22 protein-coding genes are annotated in these 23,745 nt (G+C 70.6%); 4 read left to right on the forward strand and 18 right to left on the reverse strand.

All coding sequences use genetic code 11. The features are described 5' to 3' along the window. Window positions 1-23 precede the first annotated feature (23 nt). From ABWO84_RS01770 to prmC, 10 genes are all read right to left on the reverse strand, one after another. Window positions 24-923 carry a F0F1 ATP synthase subunit gamma gene (locus tag ABWO84_RS01770; protein ID WP_353111893.1) on the reverse strand — a complete coding sequence of 300 codons (900 nt, stop codon included), beginning with the start codon at window positions 921-923 and terminating at the stop codon, window positions 24-26. A gap of 20 nt (window positions 924-943) precedes the next feature. After that, window positions 944-2,584: a F0F1 ATP synthase subunit alpha gene (gene atpA / locus ABWO84_RS01775; protein ID WP_353111895.1), complete on the reverse strand. Its 1,641-nt coding sequence runs from the start codon at window positions 2,582-2,584 to the stop codon at window positions 944-946. Between the two features lie 47 nt (window positions 2,585-2,631). Next, complete coding sequence (locus ABWO84_RS01780) at window positions 2,632-3,420, reverse strand: F0F1 ATP synthase subunit delta (protein ID WP_353111897.1); 789 nt, start codon at window positions 3,418-3,420, stop codon at window positions 2,632-2,634. Then, complete coding sequence (locus ABWO84_RS01785; RefSeq protein ID WP_353111899.1) at window positions 3,420-3,974, reverse strand: F0F1 ATP synthase subunit B; 555 nt, start codon at window positions 3,972-3,974, stop codon at window positions 3,420-3,422. The genes ABWO84_RS01780 and ABWO84_RS01785 overlap by 1 nt, the downstream gene beginning before the upstream one ends. 27 nt (window positions 3,975-4,001) lie before the next feature. Continuing rightward, window positions 4,002-4,241, reverse strand: a complete 240-nt coding sequence (gene atpE, locus ABWO84_RS01790) for an ATP synthase F0 subunit C (protein WP_353111901.1) — start codon at window positions 4,239-4,241, stop codon at window positions 4,002-4,004. A gap of 43 nt (window positions 4,242-4,284) precedes the next feature. After that, window positions 4,285-5,154, reverse strand: coding sequence for a F0F1 ATP synthase subunit A (gene atpB / locus ABWO84_RS01795; RefSeq protein ID WP_353111903.1), 870 nt, complete (start codon window positions 5,152-5,154; stop codon window positions 4,285-4,287). A 48-nt stretch (window positions 5,155-5,202) separates the two neighbouring features. Continuing rightward, window positions 5,203-5,694, reverse strand: coding sequence for a Cg1360 family ATP-synthase-associated protein (locus tag ABWO84_RS01800; RefSeq protein WP_353111905.1), 492 nt, complete (start codon window positions 5,692-5,694; stop codon window positions 5,203-5,205). Continuing rightward, window positions 5,691-6,851, reverse strand: coding sequence for an MraY family glycosyltransferase (locus tag ABWO84_RS01805; protein ID WP_353111907.1), 1,161 nt, complete (start codon window positions 6,849-6,851; stop codon window positions 5,691-5,693). The genes ABWO84_RS01800 and ABWO84_RS01805 overlap by 4 nt, the downstream gene beginning before the upstream one ends. After that, entirely contained in the window at window positions 6,848-7,564 is a 717-nt protein-coding gene (locus ABWO84_RS01810; RefSeq protein WP_353111909.1) for an L-threonylcarbamoyladenylate synthase, read from the reverse strand. Before ABWO84_RS01810 ends, ABWO84_RS01805 begins: the two co-directional genes overlap by 4 nt. A 67-nt stretch (window positions 7,565-7,631) precedes the next feature. Beyond that, window positions 7,632-8,489, reverse strand: a complete 858-nt coding sequence (gene prmC, locus ABWO84_RS01815) for a peptide chain release factor N(5)-glutamine methyltransferase (protein WP_353111911.1) — start codon at window positions 8,487-8,489, stop codon at window positions 7,632-7,634. Between the two features lie 101 nt (window positions 8,490-8,590). Here prmC and cysK point away from each other — a divergent pair, with 101 nt between their 5' ends. Then, entirely contained in the window at window positions 8,591-9,538 is a 948-nt protein-coding gene (gene cysK / locus ABWO84_RS01820) for a cysteine synthase A (protein WP_353111913.1), read from the forward strand. 18 nt (window positions 9,539-9,556) lie between these two features. After that, window positions 9,557-10,129: a serine O-acetyltransferase EpsC gene (gene epsC, locus ABWO84_RS01825; RefSeq protein ID WP_353111915.1), complete on the forward strand. Its 573-nt coding sequence runs from the start codon at window positions 9,557-9,559 to the stop codon at window positions 10,127-10,129. A gap of 4 nt (window positions 10,130-10,133) precedes the next feature. Here the strand turns inward: epsC and ABWO84_RS01830 are convergent, their stop codons facing one another. Further along, window positions 10,134-11,675 carry a CitMHS family transporter gene (locus ABWO84_RS01830; protein ID WP_353111917.1) on the reverse strand — a complete coding sequence of 514 codons (1,542 nt, stop codon included), beginning with the start codon at window positions 11,673-11,675 and terminating at the stop codon, window positions 10,134-10,136. Window positions 11,676-11,823: 148 nt separating this feature from the next. Here ABWO84_RS01830 and ABWO84_RS01835 point away from each other — a divergent pair, with 148 nt between their 5' ends. Together ABWO84_RS01835 and ABWO84_RS01840 are read left to right on the forward strand one after the other, a co-directional pair. Continuing rightward, the gene (locus tag ABWO84_RS01835; RefSeq protein WP_353111919.1) at window positions 11,824-13,446 is read left to right on the forward strand and encodes a sensor histidine kinase; all 1,623 of its coding nucleotides are present in this window, start codon (window positions 11,824-11,826) and stop codon (window positions 13,444-13,446) included. Continuing rightward, entirely contained in the window at window positions 13,443-14,096 is a 654-nt protein-coding gene (locus tag ABWO84_RS01840) for a response regulator (RefSeq protein ID WP_353111921.1), read from the forward strand. Before ABWO84_RS01835 ends, ABWO84_RS01840 begins: the two co-directional genes overlap by 4 nt. A 13-nt stretch (window positions 14,097-14,109) precedes the next feature. Here ABWO84_RS01840 and prfA read toward each other — a convergent pair whose 3' ends face one another. The 7 genes from prfA to argS form a co-directional block, all read right to left on the reverse strand. Further along, window positions 14,110-15,189 (reverse strand): peptide chain release factor 1, encoded by a 1,080-nt coding sequence (prfA, locus tag ABWO84_RS01845; RefSeq protein WP_353111923.1) that lies wholly within the window; start codon window positions 15,187-15,189, stop codon window positions 14,110-14,112. Window positions 15,190-15,228: 39 nt separating this feature from the next. Next, window positions 15,229-17,184, reverse strand: coding sequence for a transcription termination factor Rho (rho, locus tag ABWO84_RS01850; RefSeq protein ID WP_353111925.1), 1,956 nt, complete (start codon window positions 17,182-17,184; stop codon window positions 15,229-15,231). A 179-nt stretch (window positions 17,185-17,363) separates the two neighbouring features. Then, complete coding sequence (gene thrB, locus ABWO84_RS01855; protein WP_353112286.1) at window positions 17,364-18,284, reverse strand: homoserine kinase; 921 nt, start codon at window positions 18,282-18,284, stop codon at window positions 17,364-17,366. A 71-nt stretch (window positions 18,285-18,355) separates the two neighbouring features. After that, the gene (locus ABWO84_RS01860; RefSeq protein WP_353111927.1) at window positions 18,356-19,669 is read right to left on the reverse strand and encodes a homoserine dehydrogenase; all 1,314 of its coding nucleotides are present in this window, start codon (window positions 19,667-19,669) and stop codon (window positions 18,356-18,358) included. Window positions 19,670-19,724: 55 nt separating this feature from the next. Then, a complete protein-coding gene (gene lysA / locus ABWO84_RS01865) occupies window positions 19,725-21,116 on the reverse strand; it encodes a diaminopimelate decarboxylase (RefSeq protein ID WP_353111929.1) in 1,392 nt (463 codons plus the stop codon). A 100-nt stretch (window positions 21,117-21,216) separates the two neighbouring features. Further along, entirely contained in the window at window positions 21,217-22,017 is an 801-nt protein-coding gene (locus ABWO84_RS01870) for an LmeA family phospholipid-binding protein (protein ID WP_353111931.1), read from the reverse strand. Window positions 22,018-22,039: 22 nt separating this feature from the next. Then, entirely contained in the window at window positions 22,040-23,704 is a 1,665-nt protein-coding gene (argS, locus tag ABWO84_RS01875; RefSeq protein WP_353111933.1) for an arginine--tRNA ligase, read from the reverse strand. Window positions 23,705-23,745: the final 41 nt, after the last annotated feature.

Here is a 23,745-nt window from a genome sequence, read left to right on the forward strand (position 1 = left end):
ATCTTCGTCTCTCTCTTAGAGGCTTACTTGCTCGACGCCAGGGCGTCGGCGCCGCCGACGATCTCGGCGATCTGCTGCGTGATCTCGGCCTGACGCGCGTTGTTGCGCAGGCGGGTGTAGTCGGTGATGAGCTTGTCGGCATTGTCGCTCGCCGACTTCATCGCCTTCTGCGTCGCGGCCTGCTTCGCAGCCGACGACTGCAGCAGGGCGTTGAAGACCCGGCTCTGGATGTACACCGGCAGGATCGCGTCCAGCACCGTCTCGGCGTCCGGCTCGAACTCGTAGAGCGGGTAGACCGTGCTGCCCGCCTCCGACTCGTCCGCCTCCGCGATCTCCAGCGGCAGCAGCCGCACGGTCTCCGGCGACTGCGTCATCATGCTGACGAAGCGGTTGTAGACCAGGTGGATCTCGTCCACTCCGCCGTCCTCGCCGCCGCGGTTGAACGCCTCGAGGAGGGTCTCCGCGATCTGCTCGGCCGTGTGGAACTGCGGGGTGTCGGTGTCTCCGGTCCACTGCGCCGCGGACGGCAGCTGGCGGAACTGGAAGTAGCCGACGGCGCGGCGCCCGATGAGGTAGAACACCGGCTCACGGCCCTCCGAGCGAAGCAGCTCGGCGAGCTCGAGCCCCTCACGGAGGATCTGCGAGTTGAACGCACCGGCCAGACCGCGGTCCGAGGCGAAGATCACGACCGCGGAACGGCGGATCTTCTCGGGCTCACGGGTGAGCGGGTGGTCGACGTTCGAGTGCGTCGCGACGGCGGAGACGGCCCGGGTCACGGCCCGCGCGAAAGGCGAGGATGCCTTCACGCGTGCCATGGCCTTCTGGATTCGCGAAGCCGCGATGAGTTCCATCGCCTTCGTGATCTTCTTGGTCGTCTGAGCAGAACTGATCTTCTGCTTGTAGACCCTGAGTTGAGCGCCCATAGTTCGTTATCCGAGCGCGATCAGCCGCGACGGCCCTTGACGATCTTCTCCTGGTTGACGTCGTCGGCGTCGGCCGCAGCGTGCTCCTCGTGGCCGGGGGCGCCGATCGCGTGACCCTTGCCACCGGCGAACTCCAGGATGAAGGCGTCGGTCTGCTTCTCGAGCTCGGCGACGGTCTCGTCGTCCAGCACGTTCGTCTCGCGGAGGGTGTCCAGGACCTTCGTGTTGCGACGGAGGTAGTCCAGGAGCTCCCGCTCGAAGCGCAGCACGTCCTCGACCTCGATGGTGTCGAGCTTGCCGTTGGTGCCGGCCCAGATCGAGACGACCTGCTCCTCCACCGGGTACGGCGAGTACTGCGGCTGCTTGAGCAGCTCGGTGAGGCGCGCACCGCGGGCGAGCTGACGACGCGACGCGGCGTCGAGGTCGGACGCGAACATCGCGAACGCCTCGAGCGACCGGTACTGCGCCAGCTCCAGCTTCAGCGTTCCGGAGACCTTCTTGATCGACTTGACCTGGGCGTCGCCGCCGACTCGCGAGACCGAGATGCCGACGTCGACCGCGGGACGCTGGTTGGCGTTGAACAGGTCGGACTGCAGGAAGATCTGGCCGTCGGTGATCGAGATCACGTTGGTCGGGATGTACGCGGAGACGTCGTTCGCCTTGGTCTCGATGATCGGCAGGCCGGTCATCGAGCCGGCGCCCAGCTCGTCGGACAGCTTCGCGCAGCGCTCCAGCAGACGGGAGTGCAGGTAGAACACGTCGCCCGGGTAGGCCTCGCGCCCCGGCGGACGGCGGAGCAGCAGCGACACGGCGCGGTAGGCCTCGGCCTGCTTCGACAGGTCGTCGAAGATGATGAGCACGTGCTTGCCGCCGTACATCCAGTGCTGGCCGATCGCCGAGCCGGTGTAGGGGGCCAGGTACTTGAAGCCCGCGGGGTCGGAGGCCGGTGCCGCGACGATGGTGGTGTACTCCATCGCCCCCGCGTCCTCCAGCGCGCCCTTCACCGAGGCGATGGTCGAGCCCTTCTGACCGATCGCGACGTAGATGCAGCGGACCTGCTTGTTGACGTCGCCGGACTCCCAGTTCGACTTCTGGTTGATGATCGTGTCGATCGCCAGCGCGGTCTTGCCGGTCTGGCGGTCGCCGATGATCAGCTGACGCTGACCGCGTCCGACGGGGATCATCGCGTCGATGGCCTTGACGCCGGTCTGGAGGGGCTCGTGCACGCTCTTTCGCTGCATGACGCCGGGCGCCTGCAGCTCGAGCTCGCGAACGCCCTCGGTGGCGATCTCGCCCAGGCCGTCGATGGGAGCGCCCAGCGGGTCGACCACGCGGCCGAGGTAGCCGTCGCCGACGGGGACCGAGAGGACCTCGCCGGTGCGGGTGACCTCCTGACCCGCCTCGATGCCGGTGAAGTCGCCGAGGACGACGACGCCGATCTCGTGCTCGTCGAGGTTGAGGGCCAGGCCCTTGGTGCCGTCCGCGAAGGTGACGAGCTCGTTCGCCATCACACCGGGCAGCCCCTCGACGTGGGCGATGCCGTCGGCCGCGTCGATGACGGTGCCGACCTCGGTCGCCGAAGCCGACGACGGCTCATAGGCGGCGGCGAAGTCCTTCAGCGCGTCACGGATGACGTCGGGGCTGATCGATAGTTCTGCCATTGTCTTCCCTTTGTATCTGGGTGCGCGGTGAGTCGCGCGAAGTCGTGTTAGCCCGCGAGCTTCTGTCGGAGGTCGGCGAGCCGCGCGGAGATGCTGCCGTCGATCACGTCATCGGCGACCTGCACCCGCAGGCCCCCCACCACGGCGGGGTCGACGACGACGTTGAGCGAGACGCTCGTGCCGTAGCGGCGCGACAGCGCGTCGACGAGACGCTGCTGCTGCGCGGCGGAGAGCGAGGAGGCGACGTGCACGGTGGCGACGACGCTCTCGCGCTGCGCGGCGACGATCCCCATCGCACGGGAGAGCAGCTGACGCACGCGCCGCTCGCGCGGGTGGCGCACCAGCGACGAGACGATCAGCGAGGTGGCCCGTCCGGTGCTCGTGCCGAGCACCCGGTCGACCAGGGCGCCCTTGGCCGCGCTGTCGCCCAGGCGGCTGCCCAGCGCCAGCTCGAGCTCGGGGTTGGCCGCGATCACGCGGGTCACACCGAACAGCTCGCCGTCGATGTCCTCGCCGGGCGAGGCGATCGCTGCGGCGCGGATCGCCAGCTCCTCGATGCCGTCGACCAGGTCGGAGGCGTTCGACCAGCGCTGCGACACCGCGGTCCGGACGACCTCGAGCGTCGGAGCGGACGCGGTGCCGAACACGTCGCCGGCCACCTTCGCGCGAGCCTCGGCGGGGACCGAGGGATCTGCGAGCGCGCCGCTCAGCTGAACGGACTCATCGACCAGGCGCGCGACGGCGAACAGTTCGCCGGCGACGTCTACCGTGATCCCCTTCGTCGCGACCAGGGCCGAGGCCGAGGTCGCGAGCGCCTGAGTGGTCGCGCTGCCCATTACTTCGCCGCCGTCTCGGAAGCTTCGAGGTCGGCCAGGAAGCGGTCGACCACCGCGGAGGCGCGCTTGTCGTCGGAGAGCGTCTCGCCGACCACGCCGCCGGCGAGATCGATCGCGAGCGTGCCCACCTCGCTGCGCAGCGAGACGAAGGCCGCCTGACGCTCCGCTTCGATCTGCGTGTGCGCCGAAGCTGTGATGCGCGCGGCCTCCGACGAAGCGGTGTCCTTCGCCTCGGCGACGATCTTCTTGCCGTCCTCACGGGCGGCCTCGCGGATCTCGCCGGCCTCGGTGCGCGCCTCAGCGAGCTGACGCGTGTACTCCTCGAGTGCCGCCTCCGCCTGCTTCTGGGCCTCGTCGGCCTTGGCGATGTTGCCCTCGATGGCGGCGGACCGCTCGTCGAGCATCTTGTTCAGCCGCGGGAGCGCGACCTTCCACACGACGATGAGGATGATGAGGAACCACAGCGCCGACCAGATGATGTCGTACCACTGCGGAAGGATGGGGTTCTTCGCCTCATCCCCGGCAGCGAGGTTCGTGACAAGAGCGTTGAGCATCCTGTCTCCTTCGGAGGTCGGTGCGGATTACTTCGGGAAGGGGATGAAGCCGACGGCGATGCCGACGAATGCGAGCGCCTCGGTGAAGGCGATACCGATCCACATCAGCACCTGAAGGCGGCCGGCCAGCTCGGGCTGACGGGCGACACCCTCGATGGTCTTGCCCACGACGATGCCCACGCCGATGGCCGGGCCGATCGCGCCGAGGCCGTAGCCGACCGCAGCGAGGTGACCGTTGATGTCAGCGAGAACCGTAGTTGCGTCCACGGGTTTTTTCCTTTCGGTTGGTGGGCGGCTTTCGCCGGCCCGCTCAGTGCTCTTCGGCGACCGCGAGCTGAATGTAGACCGCGGTCAGGACGGTGAAGATGTACGCCTGGAGGACGGCCACGAGGATCTCGAACACCGAGAACGCGCCGCTGAACGCGAGCGTCCCGATGCCGAGGAAGGCCCAGCCGCCTCCGACGGTGAAGAAGAAGAACCAGGTCGCCGAGAAGCACAGCACGAGCAGCATGTGACCGACGACCATGTTCATCAGCAGTCGCAGCATCAGCGTGACGGGGCGGACCAGGAAGGTGGAGATGAACTCCAGCGGGGTGACGATGATGTACGCCGGCCACGGCACGCCCGCGGGGAAGAGCGCGTTCTTGAAGAAGTTCTTCGGGCTCTTGCGCAGACCTGCGTAGATGAAGGTGACGTAGCTGACGATCGCCAGCAGGAACGGCACGGCGGCGATGCTCGTGCCCGCGATGTTGAAGAACGGGATGAGGCCGGTCAGGTTGAAGAACAGCGTCATGAAGAAGATCGTGGTCAGCAGCGGCATGAACCGTTCGCCGTCCTTGCGGCCGAGCATCTCGTGCGCGACGTTGTTGCGCACGAAGCCGAAGCCCATCTCGACGACGCTCTGGAACCGCCCGGGGACGACCTTGAGCCGACGGGTGCCGAGCACCATGATGAGGACCAGGATCGCGACCGCGATCAGCTGGATCAGCGTGATGCGGTGGACCGGGACCCCGGCGATCGAGAACAGCGTCTCCGGGAAGAACTCATCGATCGAAGGGCCGTGGAACTCGCCATCGGTCGCGAGTCTTGGGGTGAGGGTCGCAGCGAGATTGAACAGCGCAGGCTCCAACTTCGGGGCACCGATCGAGATCGGCACGACGATGGTCATTGTGCTTGACACCGAGCACGCTCGCAGTGCGAGCGCCGGGCACAACTCAACACTATCAGATCAGTTGCGCGGCTCTTCCGCCCCCGGGGCGCGGTCCTCGGGCACCTCGGTGGGGAGGGACACGTCGCTGACGACGGGGATCCGCATCCGCACGACCACGATCGCGTCCACGACGAGCGACAGCAGCACGCCCGCGATGATCGACAGGAAGAAGACCATCGGCGAGATCCACGGCTGCCCGCTGAGCACCACCATGACGACGAAGAAGATCCCGAGCTTGAGCAGCCAGCCGCCCAGGACGATGGCGAAGAAGAGCTGCACGTAGAGCGGGTCGCCGTACCAGCGGTTGGCGATGAGGATGCTGGCGGCGGTGATCCCGAGGAACACGACGGCGAGGAGCACTCCGAGCAACCCGCTCCACAGGCCGTGGGGCCCGTCGACGAGGAAGCCGATCACCCCGGCGGCCGCCGCGACGACGATCGCGACGCCGCCCGACCAGATCAGCGTGCTGCGGAGGATGGGCGTGCTGGAAACGGGGCTCTTGCTGTTCATGATCTCTCCGGCGTGCTCTTGCGTGACCGTGCGGCCGCGCGTCGGGAAGGTGTGAGGGTGACCGCGAGGCAGGCCGCGCTGCCGATGACGCCGAACACGACGCCGTCGAGGTAGCCCCCCGGCCAGTCCTCGCGGGTGGCGATGTACATCAGCAGCACCGCGATCGAGATGACCGCCGTCCACGCGTAGAAGATCAGCACGGCGTCGCGGTCCCGGTGCCCGAGGTCGAGCATCCGGTGGTGCAGGTGCTTGCGATCTGGCGAGAAGGGCGACTTGCCCGCGCGCATGCGGCGGAACACCGCGAGGCCGAAGTCGAGCAGCGGCAGCAGCACCACAACGAGCGGGAGCAGGATCGGGATGAACGCGCCGAGCAGCTGCGACCGGCCGAACTGCTCGGGATCGAAGGCGTTCGAGGGCATCTGCCCTGTGAGGGAGATCGCCGAGGTGGCCATCAGCAGGCCGATGACGAGCGCGCCGGAATCGCCCATGAAGAGCTTGGCGGGGCTCCAGTTCAGCGGGAGGAAGCCGATGCAGGCGCCGATGAGCACGGCGGCGAGGAAGGTGGCGAGGTTGAAGTAGCTCGAGGCCCCGGAGTCCCGGGTGAGCATGTAGGCGTAGACGAAGAACACGCCGTTCGCGATCAGGCACACCCCCGCCACGAGGCCGTCGAGGCCGTCGATGAAGTTCACCGCGTTCATGACGACGACGATCGCGAGCATCGTGATGCCGATGCTCACCCAGCTGGAGACGAGGATCATCTCACCGAACGGGAGCGAGAGGATCTGCAGCCCTCCCCCGACGGTGATGATCCCGGCGGCGAGGAACTGCACGCCGAGCTTGATGAACCAGTCGAGGTCCCAGAGGTCGTCGAGGACGCCGACGATCGCGATCAGCAGCGCCGCGGCGAGCACCGACCACATCCGCTGCGGCGAGGCCCACATGATGTCGAAGAACGGGTTCGCCTGCGAGGTGAGGACCGCGGCGATGATCCCCAGGAAGATGGCGACTCCGCCGAGGCGCGGCGTCGGCGTGGTGTGCACGTCGCGCTCGCGGATGCCGGGGTAGATCTTGTAGCGGAGGCTGAGACGCCACACCGCCCAGGACAGCGCGAAGGTGATCGCCGCCGTCAGGATGATGGTGAAGACGTACTGCTTCACGCGCTGCCGTCCGAGCTGTCCGCAGGCACATCCCCCGGCTGCTCGGCAGGCTCCAGATGTTCGCCGAGAACTCCTTCGAGCTGCTCCCGGCTCACCGCCCCTTCGCGCAGGATGCGCACCCGGGGGCTGTCGGCCTCAGGATCGACCAGCGAGGTCGCGTCGACGATGGTCGACGGGATCCCGTCTTCGCTGAGGCCGCCGTCGAGGTAGACCGCGACGCTCTCGCCGAGCATGTCCTGCGCGTCGATCGCGGAGATCGCGGCGTCGCGGCCGGTGAGGTTCGCGCTCGACACCGCCAGGGGCCCGGTCTCCTCGAGGAGCTCGAGGGCGAGCCGGCGGTCGGGCATCCGCACGGCGACGGTGCCCTTGGTCTCGCCGAGGTCCCAGGTGAGCGACGGCTGGGCGGGGAGCACGATCGTCAGGCCGCCGGGCCAGAACGCGTCGACCATCCGCTGCACCGGCTCGGGGATGCTCTCCACCAAGGCGGCGAGCACGGTCTGCCCCGCCACGAGGACGGGCGGCGGCATGTCGCGGCCCCTCCCCTTCGCGGAGAGCAGCCGCTGCACCGCGGCGGGCGAGAAGGCATCGGCGGCGATGCCGTAGACGGTGTCGGTGGGCAGCACGACGAGCTCGCCACGGGCGATGGCCTGGCGGGCGTTGCGCATACCGGCGAGGAGCTGGGCCTCGTCGCTGCAATCGAAGACGGAAGACATGGCGGCCTCAGTCTACGCGGACAGCGCCCCGCGTCCGCTGATCGACGTGCCCGGGCGCGATGCGCGTTCAGGGGCGCAGTGCGGTCGTGGCCCGGTCGCGACGGGTGAGGTCCTGATGCGTCGCCGCGCTCCGCCACCCGTCCTCGGCGAGGATGCCCCGGATCTCCGCCCCCTGCAGCTCGCCGTGCTCCAGGACGAGAAGACCGCCGGGGCGCAGGAGCTGTCGTGCCCGCTTGCTGATCACGCGCACCACGTCGAGGCCGTCCGGGCCTCCGTAGAGCGCCGTCGCGGGATCGAAGAGCCGCACCTCGGGGTCGCGCGGGATCGCCTCGTCCGGCACGTACGGAGGGTTGGAGACCACCACGACCGCGGTCCCGACGAGCTCATCGAAGGCCGTGCCGAGGTCGCCGTGGACGAGTGTGAGGTTGTCCACGGCGGCGGTGTTCCGCGCTGCCCACGGATAGGCCTCGTCGGAGAGCTCGACCGCGAACACGCGGGAGTGCGGCACCTCGGTGGCCATCGCCATCGCGATCGCGCCGCTCCCCGTGCCGAGGTCGACGCCCACCGGAGCGGGCTCGGCGGCGTTCAGCAGCGCGTCGATCGCGAACTGCACCACCGTCTCGGTCTCGGGTCGCGGGACGAAGACCCCGGGGCCCACCGCGAGCTCGAGCGAGCGGAACGGCGCCACCCCGGTGATGTGCTGGAGGGGTTCGCGCGCCGCGCGCCGCTCCCCCAGCGCATGCAGGGCGGACGCGTCGGCCTCGGAGAGCACGTCGCCGCGCATCGCCGCCGCCTGCACCCCTCCCCGGGATGCGCCGAGCACATGTCCCGCGAGCAGTTCGGCATCGACGAGGGGGTCGGGCACCCCGGCGCCCGACAGGCGTTCGGCGAGTGCACGCAGGGCGGTCGAGAGCGATTCCGGCATCCCCTCAGCGTAAGGCTGCGCGGGACGCGGTCACATTCGGAGAGCACCCCGGGAGCGCCCGTTAGGCTGGTGCGGCAATCCCGCTCAGGAAAGGTCGCGTCATGCCCGGCATCCACTCCGACATCACCACCGCGGTCGGCGGCACCCCGCTGGTGCGCCTGAACCGCGTCGCCGAGGGCTTGGGGGCCACGGTGCTCGCGAAGCTCGAGTACTTCAACCCCGCGTCGAGCGTGAAGGACCGGATCGGCATCGCGATGGTCGACGCCGCCGAGGCGGCGGGAGCGCTGAAGCCCGGCGGCACGATCGTCGAGTCGACGAGCGGCAACACCGGGATCGCGCTCGCCATGGTCGGCGCCGCGCGCGGCTATCGCGTGATCCTCACGATGCCCGCGTCGATGTCCAAGGAGCGCCGTGTGCTCCTCAAGGCGTTCGGGGCGGAGATCGTCCTCACCGATCCGACCAAAGGCATGACGGGCGCGATCGCCGAGCTGGAGCGGATCATCGAGGAGACGCCGGGAGCCGTCTGGGTCCGCCAGTTCGAGAACGAGGCCAACCCCCGCATCCACCGCGAGACGACGGCCCAGGAGATCCTCCGCGACACCGACGGCGCAGTGGACGTCTTCATCGCCGGCGTGGGAACGGGCGGCACGGTCACCGGCGTCGGACAGGCGCTCAAGGCGGCTGTCCCGGGCGTCCGGGTGATCGCGGTCGAGCCCTCCGACTCCCCCGTGCTCACCGAGGGCCGCCCCGGCCCGCACAAGATCCAGGGGATCGGCCCGAACTTCGTCCCGGATGTGCTCGACCGCGAGGTTCTCGACGAGGTCGTCACCGTCGAGTTCGACGACGCCATCCGCACCGCCCGCGACCTCGCCGCCCGTGAGGGCATGCTGGTCGGAATGTCCGCCGGCGCCGCCGTGTGGGCGGCCCTCCAGGTCGGCGCCCGTCCGGAGTACGCCGGCAAGAACATCGTCGTCGTGATCCCCGACACCGGCGAGCGGTACATCTCGACCGCGCTGTTCGAGGACCTCCGCGACGAGCCCAAGGCCTGATCCGGGTCCGGTTCGCAGATGGACGCGTTCGCGCGGATCCGCGAGGACATCACCGCCGCCAAGCGACGGGATCCCGCTGCCCGCACCCGGTTCGAGGTCGCCCTGCTCTACCCCGGCCTGCACGCCGTCTGGGCGCACCGGGTCTGGCATGCGATGTGGCGGCGCGGCTGGCGGCTGCCGGCACGCGCGGGCTCGCAGCTGACCCGCTGGCTGACCGGCATCGAGATCCATCCCGGTGCGCGCATCGGGAGACGGTTCTTCATCGACCACGGGATGGGTGTCGTGATCGGTGAGACCGCCGAGGTCGGCGACGACGTCATGCTCTACCACGGCGTGACCCTCGGCGGGAAGGGCTCGGACGACACCGGCAAGCGCCACCCCACGCTCGAGGACGGCGTCTCGGTCGGCTCCGGGGCGAAGATCCTCGGACCGGTGCGCGTGGGCACCAGATCGGTCGTCGGCGCGAACGCCGTGGTCACCCGCGATGCGCCCCCGTACAGCATTCTCGTCGGCGTGCCCGCCCGCCCGCGCGGCCGGAAGGGCGACGAGGATCTCGCCGCCCTCCTGACCGCGCCCGACTACGCGATCTGACCGGTCACCCCGCGACGAAGAACGGGACGGCTCCGGTGAGCACGCCGACGGCAAGCATCACCAGCGCGACGATCGAGGCACGCCACAGCACCTTCTTGTGGTGATCGCCGAGGTTCACGCCCGCGAGGGAGACGAGCAGCAGGATCGCGGGCACCAGCGGGCTCTGCAGGTGGACCGGCTGCCCGATGATCGACGCGCGGGCCATCTCCACCGGCTCGATGCCGAAGTGCGCAGCGCTCTCGGCCAGCACCGGAAGGATGCCGAAGTAGAACGCGTCATTGGACATGAAGAACGTGAAGGGCAGCGAGAGCACCCCGGTGATCGGCGCGAGGAACGGCCCGACCTGCTCTGGCAGCACGTTCGTGATCCAGGCCGCCATCGCGTCCACCATCCCGGTGCCGCTGAGCACGCCGACCAGCACGCCCGCGGCGATGACCATCGACACGACGCCGACGATGCTCGGGGCGTGGGCGACGATCTCCGACGCCTGGTCCTTCATCCGGGTGAAGTTCACCAGGAGCGCCACCGCGGCCCCGACCATGAAGACGTAGGGCAGCGGGAAGACGTCCAGCACCAGCAGCACCATCACGGCGGCGGTGAGCGCGAGGTTGAACCAGATGAGCCTCGGACGCAGCGTCGCGCGGTTCGGGTCGAGCATGGTGTCCGCCATCGCGGTGTCCGCCGGGTCGACGCCGGCGACCGCGACCGCGCCGTGTCCGCCGGCGACCGTGACGACGTTCCCGGTGTGCAGCGAGGCCCGGGCACCCGGCTTGGCGTCGGCTCCGCGGAAGATGCGCTGCGCCGAGGAGAGCGCGCCGCCCTCCGGGGCGCCGCCGAGGCGCGAGGGGTCCAGCCGTCCGAGCCGATTGCGCTCCTGCAGACCCAGCAGCCACGCGAAGCCCAGCGTGAGCAGGATGCCGACCCCGAGGGCCGGGAGCATGGGGACGAAGACGTCCGTGGGCTGCAGGCCCAGGGCCGTCGCCGCACGGACGGTCGGCCCGCCCCAGGGGACGATGTTGAGCGTGCCGTTCATGAGGCCCGCCACGCAGGTGAGCACGACCGGGCTCATCCCCAGGCGGAGGTAGATCGGCAGCATCGCCGAGGTGGTGATGATGAAGGTCGTCGAGCCGTCGCCGTCGAGCGAGACCGCCCCGGCGAGGATCGCGGTGCCCAGCACGACCTTGGCCGGGTCGTCGCCGAGCACCCTCGTGATCACCCGGATCAGGGGGTCGAAGAGTCCGACGTCGATCATGATCCCGAAGAACATGATCGCGAACATGAGCAGCGCGGCCGTCGGCGCCATCTTCCCGATCGAGTCGAGGATCATGTCGCCCAGCCCGAGGCCGGCGCCGGCGAACAGGCCGAACGCGGTGGGGACGAGGATCAGCGCCACCATCGGGGTCAGCCGCTTCGTCATGATGAGGGTCATGAAGACGATGACCATCGCGAAGCCGAGGGTCACGAGCACCCACTCCGGCGGCACGAAGGCCAGATCATAGGCGGGCTTTTCGGCGGCGGCGAGCACACCGGGGCTCGAGAGGGGCATGAGGACTCCTTCGTCGTCTCCGCCCGGTCTTCTGCGACGGGCTCCCGCCGATGCTAGGGAGCACGGAGGGGATGCGCGCGGTATCTCGCATTCCGTCGCGTTGTGCGCGTAGCGTGTGTTCTGCGCATATTGCTCGGAGGAGGTGGGGATGCCGCGGAGGGACCTGAGGCGGATGCGCTTCACCACGCGGATGCTGCTCATGCAGCTCGCTACCGTCGTGGTGGTCGTCGCGCTCTGCACCGCCGTCCACCTCGCCGTGACCGTGCAGCAGCTCCGCGCGGAGGCGGAGTCCACCGCGCTGGGGATCGCACGGACCGTGGCGGAAGAGCCCGCGGTGCGTGCGGAGGTCGCCCGGTTCTCCGCCGATCCGGGGACGCCCTCCCCCGACGTCCTGTTCGACGGGACGCTGCAGCGACTCTCCTCCGGCATCGCATCCCGCACCGGTGCGCTGTTCGTCGTCATCACCGACGACCACGGGATCCGCCTCGCCCATCCGGATCCCGCGCGGCTCGGCGAGACGGTGAGCACACCCTATGACGAGGTCCTGCGCGGGAACGAGGTGGTCGACTGGGAGACCGGCACCCTCGGCGAGTCCGCGCGGGCGAAGGTGCCCGTGCGGGATGAGCACGGCACGCCGGTCGGCGAGGTGAGCGTCGGCTTCGAGAGGGCGAGCGTCTTCGATGACCTGCCCGCCCTTCTCCTCGTCGTCGCCCTCGCCGCCGGTGCGGCCGTGCTGCTCGCCACGATCGCGAACCTGCTGCTGAGACGGCGCTGGGAGCGCCTCACGCTCGGGGTGCAACCCGAAGAGCTCGTCGCGCTGGTGCAGAACCAGACCGCGGTGCTCGACGGCGTCGGGGACGGCGTCGTGGCCGTCGACCTGGACGGCGCCGTGCGCGTCTGCAACCTCGCCGCGACGCGGATGCTCGGCGTCGACGATCCGATCGGCCGGCCGTTCGCGGAGCTGGGCCTCCCCCGGCGGCTGCTCGACACGACCGCAGAGGGGCGGGACGACCGCGTGGTGCGCGGAGAGCGGATCCTGCACCTCGACAGCCGTCCGGTCACGCGGGCCGGGCGTCCTCTGGGAACGGTCGTGATCGTGCGCGACCGCACCGATCTCGTCGCCCTCAGCGAACGCCTGGACACCGTGCGGGCGATGACCGGCGCGCTGCGCGTGCAACGGCACGAGTTCGCCAACCGGATGCACGTCGCCGCGGGGCTGATCGACGCCGCCCGTGTGCCGGAGGCGCGCGCCTTCCTCGCGGAACTCGTCGATCGCGGTGCGGTGGACTTCCCCGTGACAGGGCTCGACCAGGTCGCGGACGAGTTCCTCCGCTCGTTTCTCGGTGCCAAGGCCATCGAGGCGAGCGAGCGCGGTGTCGAGCTGCGCATCGCAGAGGACTCGCTGCTGCTCGGCGACGTGGTCGAACCCGAGGACGTCGCCGCCGTGCTCGGGAACCTCGTGGACAACGCGGTCAAGGCGGCCGTGGACGGCGCGGAGCCCCGGTGGACGGAGGTCGCGATCCTCGGCGACGACGATGCACTGGTGCTCACCGTCTCGGACTCGGGTTCCGGGATACTTCGGGGCCGCAGCGCCGGCGACGACACGGACGATGTGCACGGCCACGGCGTCGGGCTCCCCCTCTCCCGGGAGATCGCGCGGCGACGGGGCGGCGAACTGTGGATCATCGACGAGGGAGGCGACGGGCACGGCGCCGTCTTCGCTGCAAGACTCGCGGGCGTCGTCCGCCCGCCGACCGAGGAGAGCCCATGACGGATCCCATCCGCACGCTCGTGATCGACGACGACTTCCGGGTCGCCGGCCTGCACCGCGACGCGGTCGCCCTGCACGCGGCCTATGACGCCCTTCCGCCGGTCCGTTCGATCGCCGAGGCCAGGGCGGCGATCGCGTCCTCCCGGCCGGAGCTGCTGCTCGTCGACGTCCACCTGCCCGACGGCGACGGGATCGAGCTGGTGCGTGCCGCCGATGCGGACGCCGTGGTGATCTCTGCGGCCGATGACGCGGCGACGGTACGTCGCGCGCTCCGCGCCGGAGCGCTGACCTACCTCATCAAGCCGTTCGACCGCCGCGCGCTGGATGCCGTGCTCGACGGATACGTGCGGGCGCGCAACCTCCTCGCCGGGGCCCGGCCGCTCAGCCAGCAGGACGTCGACCGGGCGATCGCGATCCGGCACGGGGCCGCGGCGCAGACGTCCCTATCGCGTTCCGCGACCGAGCAGCTCGTTCTCGAAGCGCTCGGCGATGAGGAGGCGTCCGCAGCCGAGGTGGGCGAGCGCGTCGGCATCTCACGTGCGACGGCACAGCGCCATCTGGCCGCGCTCGCGGCCCGCTCGATCGTCGAGGTGCGACTCCGCTACGGTGCCACCGGACGCCCGGAGCACCGGTACGCGGTCCGGCGCTGAGCCGCGCGGAGGATCAGGACTCGCCGCCGACGGCCGCGAGCCGCTCCGCCTCGTCCGCCTCGATGCAGCTCGCGATCACGGGGGCGAGCGCCCCGTCCATCACCTGGTCGAGGTTGTACGCCTTGTAGCCGGTGCGATGGTCGGCGATGCGGTTCTCGGGGAAGTTGTAGGTGCGGATGCGCTCGGAGCGGTCCATGCCGCGGATCTGGCTCCTCCGCGCATCGGACGCCGCCGCCGCGAGCTCCTCCTGCTGCTTGGCGAGCAGTCGGGCGCGCAGCACGCGCATGCCGGCCTCACGGTTCTGGAGCTGTGACTTCTCGTTCTGCATCGACACGACGATGCCGGTGGGGACGTGCGTGATCCGCACGGCCGAGTCCGTCGTGTTCACCGACTGGCCGCCCGGACCGGACGACCGGAACACATCGATCTTGAGGTCGTTCTGGCTGATCTCGATCTCGTCGGGCTCGTCCACCTCGGGGAACACCAGCACTCCGGTGGTCGAGGTGTGGATGCGTCCCTGCGACTCGGTCGCCGGGACGCGCTGCACACGATGGACGCCCCCCTCGTACTTCAGGTGCGCCCAGACGCCCTGGGAGGGATCGGTCGACGACCCCTTGATCGCGACCTGGACGTCCTTGTAGCCGCCGAGGTCGGACTCGTTCCGCTCCAGGAGCTCGGTCTTCCACCCCATCGACGCGGCGTACTGCAGGTACATCCGCAGCAGGTCCGCGGCGAAGAGCGCGGACTCCGCGCCGCCCTCCCCCGCCTTGATCTCCATGATCACGTCACGGGCGTCATCCGGGTCCCGGGGGATCAGCAGCCGGCGGAGCCTCTCCTGCGCGGCCTGCAGCCCGTCCTCGAGGACGGGCACCTCCGCGGCGAACGCGTCGTCCTCGCGGGCGAGCTCGCGTGCGGCCTCGAGGTCGTCCCCCGCCGAGACCCAGGCCTCGTGGGCGGCCACGATCCTGCTGAGCTCGGCGTAGCGGCGGTTCACCCGCTTGGCACGGGCGGCGTCGGCGTGCACCGCCGGGTCGGAGAGCTCCTCCTGCACCCGGCGGTGCTCGTCGATCAGAGCCTGGACGGACTCGAACACGAAATCATCCCCTCTGCGCGGCGGCCCTGCGGCGCCGGATCAGCGGATGCTGTTCTCGTGTCCGTGGCTGGAGCCGGTGGCCGCGGGTGCGGGCATCGACTTCTGCATCTGCACGAGGAACTCGACGTTCGAGCCGGTCTCCTTCAGCTTGCCGAGCACGACCTCGAGTGCCTGCTGCGGGTCGAGGCCCGCGAGGGCGCGCCGCAGCTTCCAGGTGATCTTGACCTCGTCGGGCGAGAGGAGCATCTCCTCGCGGCGGGTGCTCGACGCGTTCACGTCGACCGCCGGGAAGATGCGCTTGTCCGCCAGCGCGCGCGACAGGCGCAGCTCGCTGTTGCCGGTGCCCTTGAACTCCTCGAAGATGACCTCGTCCATCTTGGACCCGGTCTCGACGAGCGCGGTCGCGAGGATGGTCAGCGAGCCGCCGTTCTCGATGTTGCGCGCGGCGCCGAAGAAGCGCTTCGGCGGGTAGAGCGCCGCCGCGTCCACGCCACCGGTCAGCACGCGCCCGGACGTCGGCGCGGCGATGTTGTAGGCGCGGCCGAGGCGGGTGATCGAGTCGAGCAGCACGACGACGTCGCGGCCCAGCTCGACGAGGCGCTTGGCCCTCTCGATCGCGAGCTCGGCGACCGTGGTGTGGTCCTCGGCCGGGCGGTCGAAGGTCGAGGCGATGACCTCGCCCTTGACCGAACGCTGCATGTCGGTGACCTCTTCGGGGCGCTCGTCGACGAGCACGACCATGAGGTGCACCTCGGGGTTGTTCTGCGCGATCGCGTTCGCGATCTGCTGCAGCACGATGGTCTTCCCCGCCTTCGGGGGCGCGACGATCAGGCCGCGCTGGCCCTTGCCGATCGGGGCGACGAGGTCGATGATCCGCTGCGTGAGCTTCTCCGGCGCCGTCTCGAGGCGCAGGCGCTCCTGCGGGTACAGCGGGGTGAGCTTGCCGAACTCGACGCGCGTGGCGGCGTCGTCGGACGAGAGGCCGTTGATCGAGTCGACCTTGACCAGGGCGTTGTACTTCTGACGCCCCTGCTGCTCGCCCTCGCGCGGCTGCTTGATCGCGCCGACCACCGCGTCGCCCTTGCGCAGGTTGTACTTCTTGACCTGGCCGAGCGAGACGTAGACGTCGGTCGGGCCGGGCAGGTAGCCGCTGGTGCGCACGAAGGCGTAGTTGTCGAGCACGTCGAGGATGCCCGCGACGGGGATGAGGACGTCGTCCTCGCCGATCTCGGTCTCGAACTCGTCGGCGTTGCCGTTCGCTCCGCCGCGGCGCTTGTTGCGCTGGCGGGTGCGGCCGTTCTGACCCTGCTCGTCGTCGGCGGCGGGGGCGGGGGTCTCCTGCTGCCCGTTCTGCGCGCCCTGTCCGCGTCCGCGGTTGCGGCTGCGGTTACGCGAACGCGAGCGTCCGCCGGTCTCCTCGCCGTCACCGGATCCATCGGCGCCGTTCTGCTCGGCGGACGGTGCGGCCTCGGCCGGCGCCTCGGCGGCCTTGGCCTCGGCGGCGGGCGCGTCCGCGGCCTCCGTCTCGGCGGCCGGGGCCTCCTTCTTGCCGCGCCGGCGCGGGGCCTTGGGCGCATCGGCCGGAGCGGCCTCGCCGTCGCCGGCGGGCTCGGCGGCGGCCGCAGCGGTGGTCTTGGCTCCGCGGCGAGCGGGCTTCTGGACGGGTGCCTCCTCGGCGGCCGGAGCGGCATCGGACGCCGCCTCCGCCGCGGGCTCCACGGCCTTCTTCGCACGGCTGCGCGCGGGGCGCTTCTTGGGCGCCTCCTCCGCGGGAGCGGCCTCCGCGCCGGCGGCGGGAGCGGAGACCTCGGTCTTCTCGGCCGGAGCCGCAGCGGCCTCCGCCGCCTTCGCCGCCGCAGAGGCGGTCGTGGCGCGGCGCGGCGCGCGCTTGCGGGGCGCGGCCTCGGCCGGCGCCTCCGCGGCGGCCGTCACCGGCGCCGCATCGTTCGCGGCCGGAGCCGCCTGGTCGTTCTGGGTCTCGGAGAAGTTCTCCACGAGTACTCCCTCATATGTCGTGGGAAATGAGCAATCCTGAGCGCACAGCGGATGCTGCGCGCTCACACGCGCGGACGTGGAAACGTCAGCCAGCCAGGGCCGTGAAGGATCTCCTCCATCAAGGATCTGGGGAACACGTGCGGATCTCGCAGAAGTGCGATGGGGCCAGATTCACGCAGTTACGTGGAGCCCTCCGCTCGATCCCTTACTGTACCACCCCGCACGTCCACGGCGAGCATGTGCGCCGTCCACGGGGTGTCCGTGACGTCATCGGCGAGCTCGACGGCCGCCTGACGGTTGCCCGGGCCGTCCGCAAGCACCAGCACGCTGGGCCCGGCTCCGGAGACGACGGCGGCGAACCCCGCCTGCCGCAGCTCCTGCACGAGTTGCAGCGTCTCGGGCATCGCCGCACCGCGATAGTCCTGATGCAGACGGTCGGCCGTCGCGTCCAGCAGCAGCTCGGGGCTCTGCGTCAGGGCGGCGACGAGCAGCGCGGAGCGCGAGACGTTGAACACCGCGTCCTCACGAGGGACCTGCGGGGGCTGCAGCGACCGGGCCAGCGACGTGGACATCGTGAAACCGGGCACGAACACCAGCGGGGCGACGCCGCGATGCACGAGGAGCTTCTTGTGCTGCGGCCCCCGCTCCCCCGTCCAGGCGATCGTCAGCCCGCCGAAGAGCGCGGGGGCGACGTTGTCCGGGTGCCCCTCGAGCTCGGTCGCGAGCCGCAGCAGCGCGTCGTGGTCGAGGTCGACGTCGCCGGCGAGCAGCCCCTTCGCGATCAGGATGCCCGCGGTCACCGCCGCGCCGGAGGAGCCGAGGCCCCGGCCGTGCGGCACGCCGTTCTCGGCGACGATCCGCAGCCCGGGCAGTTCGCGTCCGGCATCGGCGTACACGTGCGCGATCGCACGGACGACCAGGTTCGTCGCGTCCCGCGGGATCTCCTCCGCCCCCGAGCCGGTCACCTCGATCTCCAGCCGCCCGTCCGCGAAGGAGGAGACGGAGAGCCGGTCGTAGATGCTCAGAGCGAGCCCGAGCGTGTCGAAGCCGGGCCCGAGGTTGGCGCTCGTCGCGGGGACCGTCACGGCCACGGTGCGCAGCGCGCCCGCGGGGACGTCCTGCTCCGGAAGGTCGACGGGCTCCGCGCCGGGGAAGACGGTGACGCTCACCGTCACTCCCCTTCGACCCGCAGCACCGACACGACGCGCTCGACGACATCGCTGCCCGCGAGGCGCTCGACGGTGTCGCTGAGCGCCTGGTCGGCGGCGCGGTGGGTGCCGATGATGAGACGCGCCGTCCCGCCCTCGTCGCCGGCCTGATCGTCGACGGTCTGCACGACGGTCGCCACCGAGACGCCGCCCTCGCTGAGGAGGCCGGCCACCGTGGCGAGCACACCGGGCGCGTCCGAGACCTCGAGGGTGATCTGGTAGCGGGTGGTCACGTGGCCGATCGGCACGATCGGGAGGTTCGCCCTGGTCGACTCCCCGACGCCGGTGCCGCCCGCGATGTGACGGCGTGCGGCCGAGACCACGTCCCCGAGCACCGCGGACGCGGTCTGTACGCCGCCGGCTCCGGCACCGTAGAACATCAGCGATCCTGCTGCCTCGGCCTCGACGAACACCGCGTTGTTCGCACCGTGCACCGAGGCGAGCGGGTGGGTGCGCGGGACGAGGGCCGGGTAGACGCGCACCGAGATCGACTCGTCGCCGCCGTCGGCCAGACGCTCGCACACCGCAAGCAGCTTGATCACGAAGCCGGCCGCGCGGGCCTCCTCGATCATGTCCGCCGTGATCCGGGTGATGCCCTCACGGTGCACCGCCTCCAGCGGGACGGCGGTGTGGAACGCGAGGCTGGCGAGGATCGCGGCCTTCTGCGCGGCGTCGTAGCCCTCCACGTCGGCCGTCGGATCGGCCTCGGCGTATCCGAGGCGCTGCGCGTCGGCGAGCACGCCGGCGAAGTCGGCGCCCTCGGTGTCCATCCGATCGAGGATGTAGTTCGTGGTGCCGTTGACGATGCCCATGATGCGCACGACGCGGTCGCCCGCGAGGGAGTCGCGCAGCGGACGGATGATCGGGATCGCACCCGCCGCAGCGGCCTCGTAGTAGACCGACGCGCCCACCCGGTCGGCCGCCTCGAAGACCTCGGGCCCGTGGGTGGCGAGCAGCGCCTTGTTGGCCGTGACGACGTCGGCTCCGGAGCCCAGCGCGAGCAGGATGTGGGAGCGGGCGGGCTCGATGCCCCCCATCAGCTCGATCACGATGTCCGCACCGGTGATCAGCGCTTCGGGGTCGGTCGTGTAGAGCTCGCGAGGCAGCTCGACGTCACGCGGGGCGTCCGGGTCGCGCACCGCGATGCCGGCGAGCTCGAGCGAGGCGCCCGCGCGATCGGCGAGCTCGTCGCCGTGCCGCAGCAGCAGCGCCGCCACCTGGGATCCCACGGCTCCGGCGCCGAGCAGCGCCACGCGAAGTCGTCGGTAATCGGTCATCGTGCTCCTTCGGAGGGACTACGGGGAGCGGAGACGCCTGGTCTCCGCGGATCGGTCAGTTCCCGTCTGCGCCGGGATCGCGCGACAGCAGGTCGGCGATGGTCTCCCCGCGCACGATCACGCGCGCGGCGCCGTCGCGGACGGCGACCACCGGCGGGCGGGGGACGTGGTTGTAGTTGCTCGACAGCGGCGCGCAGTATGCGCCGGTCACCGGCACCGCCAGAAGGTCTCCGGGGGCGACGTCGTCGGGCAGGTATTCGTGATCGACGACGATGTCGCCGGATTCGCAGTGCCGGCCGACGACGCGGGAGAGCACGGGATCACCGGTTCCCTCGCGCGAGGCCAGACGGGCGGAGTACTGCGCGCCGTAGAGGGCGGTGCGCGCGTTGTCGCTCATGCCGCCGTCGACGCTCACGTAGCGACGGCTGCCCGCTTCGAGCTCGACCTCCTTGATGGTGCCGACCTCGTAGAGCGTCACGCCCGCGTTGCCGACGATCGCCCGTCCGGGCTCGAACGACAGCGCCGGGAGCGGGATGCCGCGCGCCGCGCACCCCTCGGCGACCGCGGACACGATGCCCTCGGCGAGTGCGCCGATCGGCGTCGGATCGTCCGCGCGGGTGTAGGCGATCCCGAATCCGCCTCCGAGGTTGAGCTGCGGGACGTCGCCATCGATCAGGAGCTCGGCGTGCAGGTCGAGCACCCGCGACGCCGACTCGCGGAAGCCTGCGACGCCGAAGATCTGCGATCCGATGTGGCAGTGCAGCCCGGCGAACTCGAGCCCGGGAACCTCACGGATGCGGGCGACCGCCGCGGACGCCGCAGACAGGGGGAGACCGAACTTCTGGTCCTCGTGCGCGGTGGCGAGGAAGTCATGGGTCTCGGCGTGAACGCCGCTGTTGACCCGCAGCATCACCCGCTGCCGTGCGCCGGTGCGCGCGGTGATCGCGGCCAGCCGCTCGATCTCGATGAGGCTGTCGATGATGATCGTGCCGATGCCCGTCTCGACGCCCCGTTCCAGCTCGGCCACCGACTTGTTGTTGCCGTGGAAACCCATCCGGGACGGCTCGACGCCCGCGGCCAGCGCGACCTCGAGCTCTCCCCCGGTGCAGACGTCGAGGGAGAGGCCCTCCTCGGTCACCCACCGCGCGACGGCGATCGAGAGGAACGCCTTGCCCGCGTAATAGACCCGCGCCGTGGTGCCGTGCTGCGCGGCGGCGACGTCGAACGCCGCTCGGATGTCGGATGCGCGCCGACGCACCTCCCCCTCGTCGAGCACGACGACGGGGGTCCCGAACTCGCGCACCAGCTCCGCCGCGGAGACCCCGCCGAGCGACAGCACGCCGTCGTCGCGGCGCGCGGAGGCCGGCCAGACACCGGGGACGAGGTCGTTCGCGTCAGCGGGCACGGCCAGCCAGTCCGGGGCGGGCGTGGAGGCAGCGGATTGCAACGGGGCACCAATCATGGGGTCGGTCCTCGGGCGGAGTCACGCACGACGAGGTTCCCCCGATTCTAGGACACCGGCGGGCGGCGGCCGCGCCGGCGGCGGGTCATGCCGGAGGGCAGACGCCGTTCTCCTGCAGCTTCGGATCGGTGGCGATGCGTCCGTCGACCGACACCTCGGCGACCGCCCGATCGCCGACGATCCGCAGCCCCGTCAGAGTGAGCCCGGCGGGCAGCCGGTCGGCGATGCAGATGCGCTGCGTCTCCGCGAGCATCGATGCGAGCGGGCCGAGGCGGTCGGCCAGCTGGGCCAAGTCAATCTCCTTGCCCGCGAGCGAGACCGAGACCGGCGTGAGGAGCAGCTCACCGGCATCCGCGCCCGGGGTCACCGTCAGTGCGAGCGGGAGCGAGGCGCCGAAGAGCGGCACGCTGCCACCGACCGTGACGTTCGGCGCCTTCAGCGTGACGTCCTCGATCGGGAGGTCCGCCTTCGCCACCAGCGTGCCGAACTGCTTCTGGTCGACGCTGATGGTGCCCGTGGCGCTGCCGAGGTCTCCCCCGCGCAGCGGCACGCCCTCGGCGGTCACGTCGGCCGACCCGGTGACGCCGCCGAGGGTCACGCTGTCGCTGGTGAGGCGCAGCCGATCCAGGCGCCCGCCGATGAGCTGAGGGAGCAGCACGCCGGACGCGTCGACCTGCATCTGCTGGTCGGCGGGCAGGCCCACGCTGTTGATCACGGACTGCCGGACGATGCCGGGCAGCAGGGCCCGCGCCAGGAGCTCGGCGGCGATCAGCAGGACGGCGATCACGGCGACGACCGCGAGCACAGCCCAGGGCCAGCGGCGGCGGCGCCGTGGGATCTGCTCCTCGGGCAGCGGCAGAGTGGGGTATGCGGTGGTGTCGCTCACACGACCATCGTCTCAGAACCGCTCACATGCGCTCGGGAGCGGAGACCCCGAGCAGTGCGAGCCCATTGCGGAGGACCTGCCCGGTGGCGTCGTTCAGCCACAGGCGGGTGCGGTGCACCGTCTCGACGGGGTCGTCGCCCTTGGGGATCACACGGCAGTTGTCGTACCAGCGGTGGTACAGGCCGGCGAGCTCCTCGAGGTAGCGGGCGATCCGGTGCGGCTCGCGCACCTCCGCGGCGAACGCGACCAGGCGAGGGAACTCCTGGAGGGAGCCGAGCAGCGCCGACTCGGTCTCATGGGTGAGCAGCTCCGGCGCGAACTCCGAGCGGTCGACTCCGGAGTCCGCGGCGTTGCGTCCGACGTTGTGCGTGCGGGCGTGGGCGTACTGCACGTAGAACACCGGGTTGTCGTTCGTGCGCTTCTGCAGCACGTCGAGGTCGACGTCGAGGTTCGAGTCGGTCGTGCTCCGGGTCAGGGCATAGCGCGCGGCGTCGACGCCGACGATTTCGACGAGGTCCTCCATGGTGACGACCGTTCCGGCGCGCTTGGACATCCGCACGGGCTGTCCGTCCTTGACGAGGTTCACCATCTGGCCGATGAGGATCTGCAGGGAGACGCCGGGCTCGTCGCCGAACGCCTCGCACATCGCCATCAGACGCTGCACATAGCCGTGGTGATCGGCGCCGAGCATCATGATGCACCGGTTGAAGCCCCGCTCGCGCTTGTCGAGGTAGTAGGCGAGGTCGCCGGAGATGTAGGCGGGCTCGCCGTCGGACTTGATGACGACGCGGTCCTTGTCGTCGCCGAACGCCGTGGTGCGCAGCCAGACGGCGCCGTCCGCCTCGAAGATGTGGCCGAGCTCGCGCAACCGGGCGACCGCGCGGTCGACGGCCCCGGAGGCGTGCAGGTCGTTCTCGTGGAAGTAGACGTCGAAGTCCACGCCGAAGTCGTGCAGGCTCTGCTTGATCTCGGTGAACATGAAGCCCACCCCGAGCTCGCGGAACGCCTCCTGCTTGGCATCCTGGTCCAGTGCGTCGAGGTCGCCCTCGTAGGCCAGCGCAACCCGGTGCGCGATGTCGGCGATGTAGCCGCCGCCGTACCCGTCCTCCGGGGTGGGCAGCCCCTCGTGCGCGGCGACGAGGCTCCGGGCGAAGCGGTCGATCTGCGCGCCGTGGTCGTTGAAGTAGTACTCGCGGGTCACCGCGGCGCCCTGCGATTCCAGGATGCGGGCCAGCGCGTCTCCGACCGCGGCCCAGCGCGTCCCGCCCAGGTGGATGGGACCGGTCGGGTTCGCCGAGACGAACTCGAGGTTGATGACCTCGTCGGCGCGGCTCGTGTTTCGCCCGTACCCGGATCCCGCGTCGACGATCGTCTTCGCGAGCGCGCCGGCAGCGGCGGCCTCGAGCCGGATGTTGATGAACCCGGGCCCCGCGACCTCGGCGGCCGCGACGCCCTCGGTGAGCGCGATGCCGTCGGCGATGCGCTGCGCGAGTTCCCGCGGGTTGGTCCCCAGCGGCTTCGCCAGCCGCATCGCGACGTTCGACGCCCAGTCCCCGTGCTCACGGTTGCGGGGTCGCTCCAGCACGATGTCCCCGGCGGCGAGCGCCGGGGTCTCCTCGGGTCGCAGCGAGGCCGCGATCGGGACGATGACGGCGAGGAGTGCTTCGGCGAGGGTCTCAGGGTTCATAGACGACCAATTCTAGGCCGCCCGAGAGCGCTCCCCGACCG

The sequence above is a fragment of the Microbacterium sp. genome, from assembly GCF_040394595.1.
Lineage (GTDB): Bacteria > Actinomycetota > Actinomycetes > Actinomycetales > Microbacteriaceae > Microbacterium.

What these genes read in the sequence shown, in the direction of transcription:
- ABWO84_RS01770 (WP_353111893.1), bottom strand. Translation starts at nt 923, where the DNA reads ATGGGCGCTCAACTCAGGGTCTACAAGCAGAAGATCAGTTCTGCTCAG.
- atpA (WP_353111895.1), bottom strand. Translation starts at nt 2,584, where the DNA reads ATGGCAGAACTATCGATCAGCCCCGACGTCATCCGTGACGCGCTGAAG.
- ABWO84_RS01780 (WP_353111897.1), bottom strand. Translation starts at nt 3,420, where the DNA reads ATGGGCAGCGCGACCACTCAGGCGCTCGCGACCTCGGCCTCGGCCCTG.
- ABWO84_RS01785 (WP_353111899.1), bottom strand. Translation starts at nt 3,974, where the DNA reads ATGCTCAACGCTCTTGTCACGAACCTCGCTGCCGGGGATGAGGCGAAG.
- ABWO84_RS01800 (WP_353111905.1), bottom strand. Translation starts at nt 5,694, where the DNA reads ATGAACAGCAAGAGCCCCGTTTCCAGCACGCCCATCCTCCGCAGCACG.
- ABWO84_RS01810 (WP_353111909.1), bottom strand. Translation starts at nt 7,564, where the DNA reads ATGTCTTCCGTCTTCGATTGCAGCGACGAGGCCCAGCTCCTCGCCGGT.
- prmC (WP_353111911.1), bottom strand. Translation starts at nt 8,489, where the DNA reads ATGCCGGAATCGCTCTCGACCGCCCTGCGTGCACTCGCCGAACGCCTG.
- cysK (WP_353111913.1), top strand. Translation starts at nt 8,591, where the DNA reads ATGCCCGGCATCCACTCCGACATCACCACCGCGGTCGGCGGCACCCCG.
- epsC (WP_353111915.1), top strand. Translation starts at nt 9,557, where the DNA reads ATGGACGCGTTCGCGCGGATCCGCGAGGACATCACCGCCGCCAAGCGA.
- ABWO84_RS01830 (WP_353111917.1), bottom strand. Translation starts at nt 11,675, where the DNA reads ATGCCCCTCTCGAGCCCCGGTGTGCTCGCCGCCGCCGAAAAGCCCGCC.
- ABWO84_RS01835 (WP_353111919.1), top strand. Translation starts at nt 11,824, where the DNA reads ATGCCGCGGAGGGACCTGAGGCGGATGCGCTTCACCACGCGGATGCTG.
- ABWO84_RS01840 (WP_353111921.1), top strand. Translation starts at nt 13,443, where the DNA reads ATGACGGATCCCATCCGCACGCTCGTGATCGACGACGACTTCCGGGTC.
- ABWO84_RS01860 (WP_353111927.1), bottom strand. Translation starts at nt 19,669, where the DNA reads ATGACCGATTACCGACGACTTCGCGTGGCGCTGCTCGGCGCCGGAGCC.
- argS (WP_353111933.1), bottom strand. Translation starts at nt 23,704, where the DNA reads ATGAACCCTGAGACCCTCGCCGAAGCACTCCTCGCCGTCATCGTCCCG.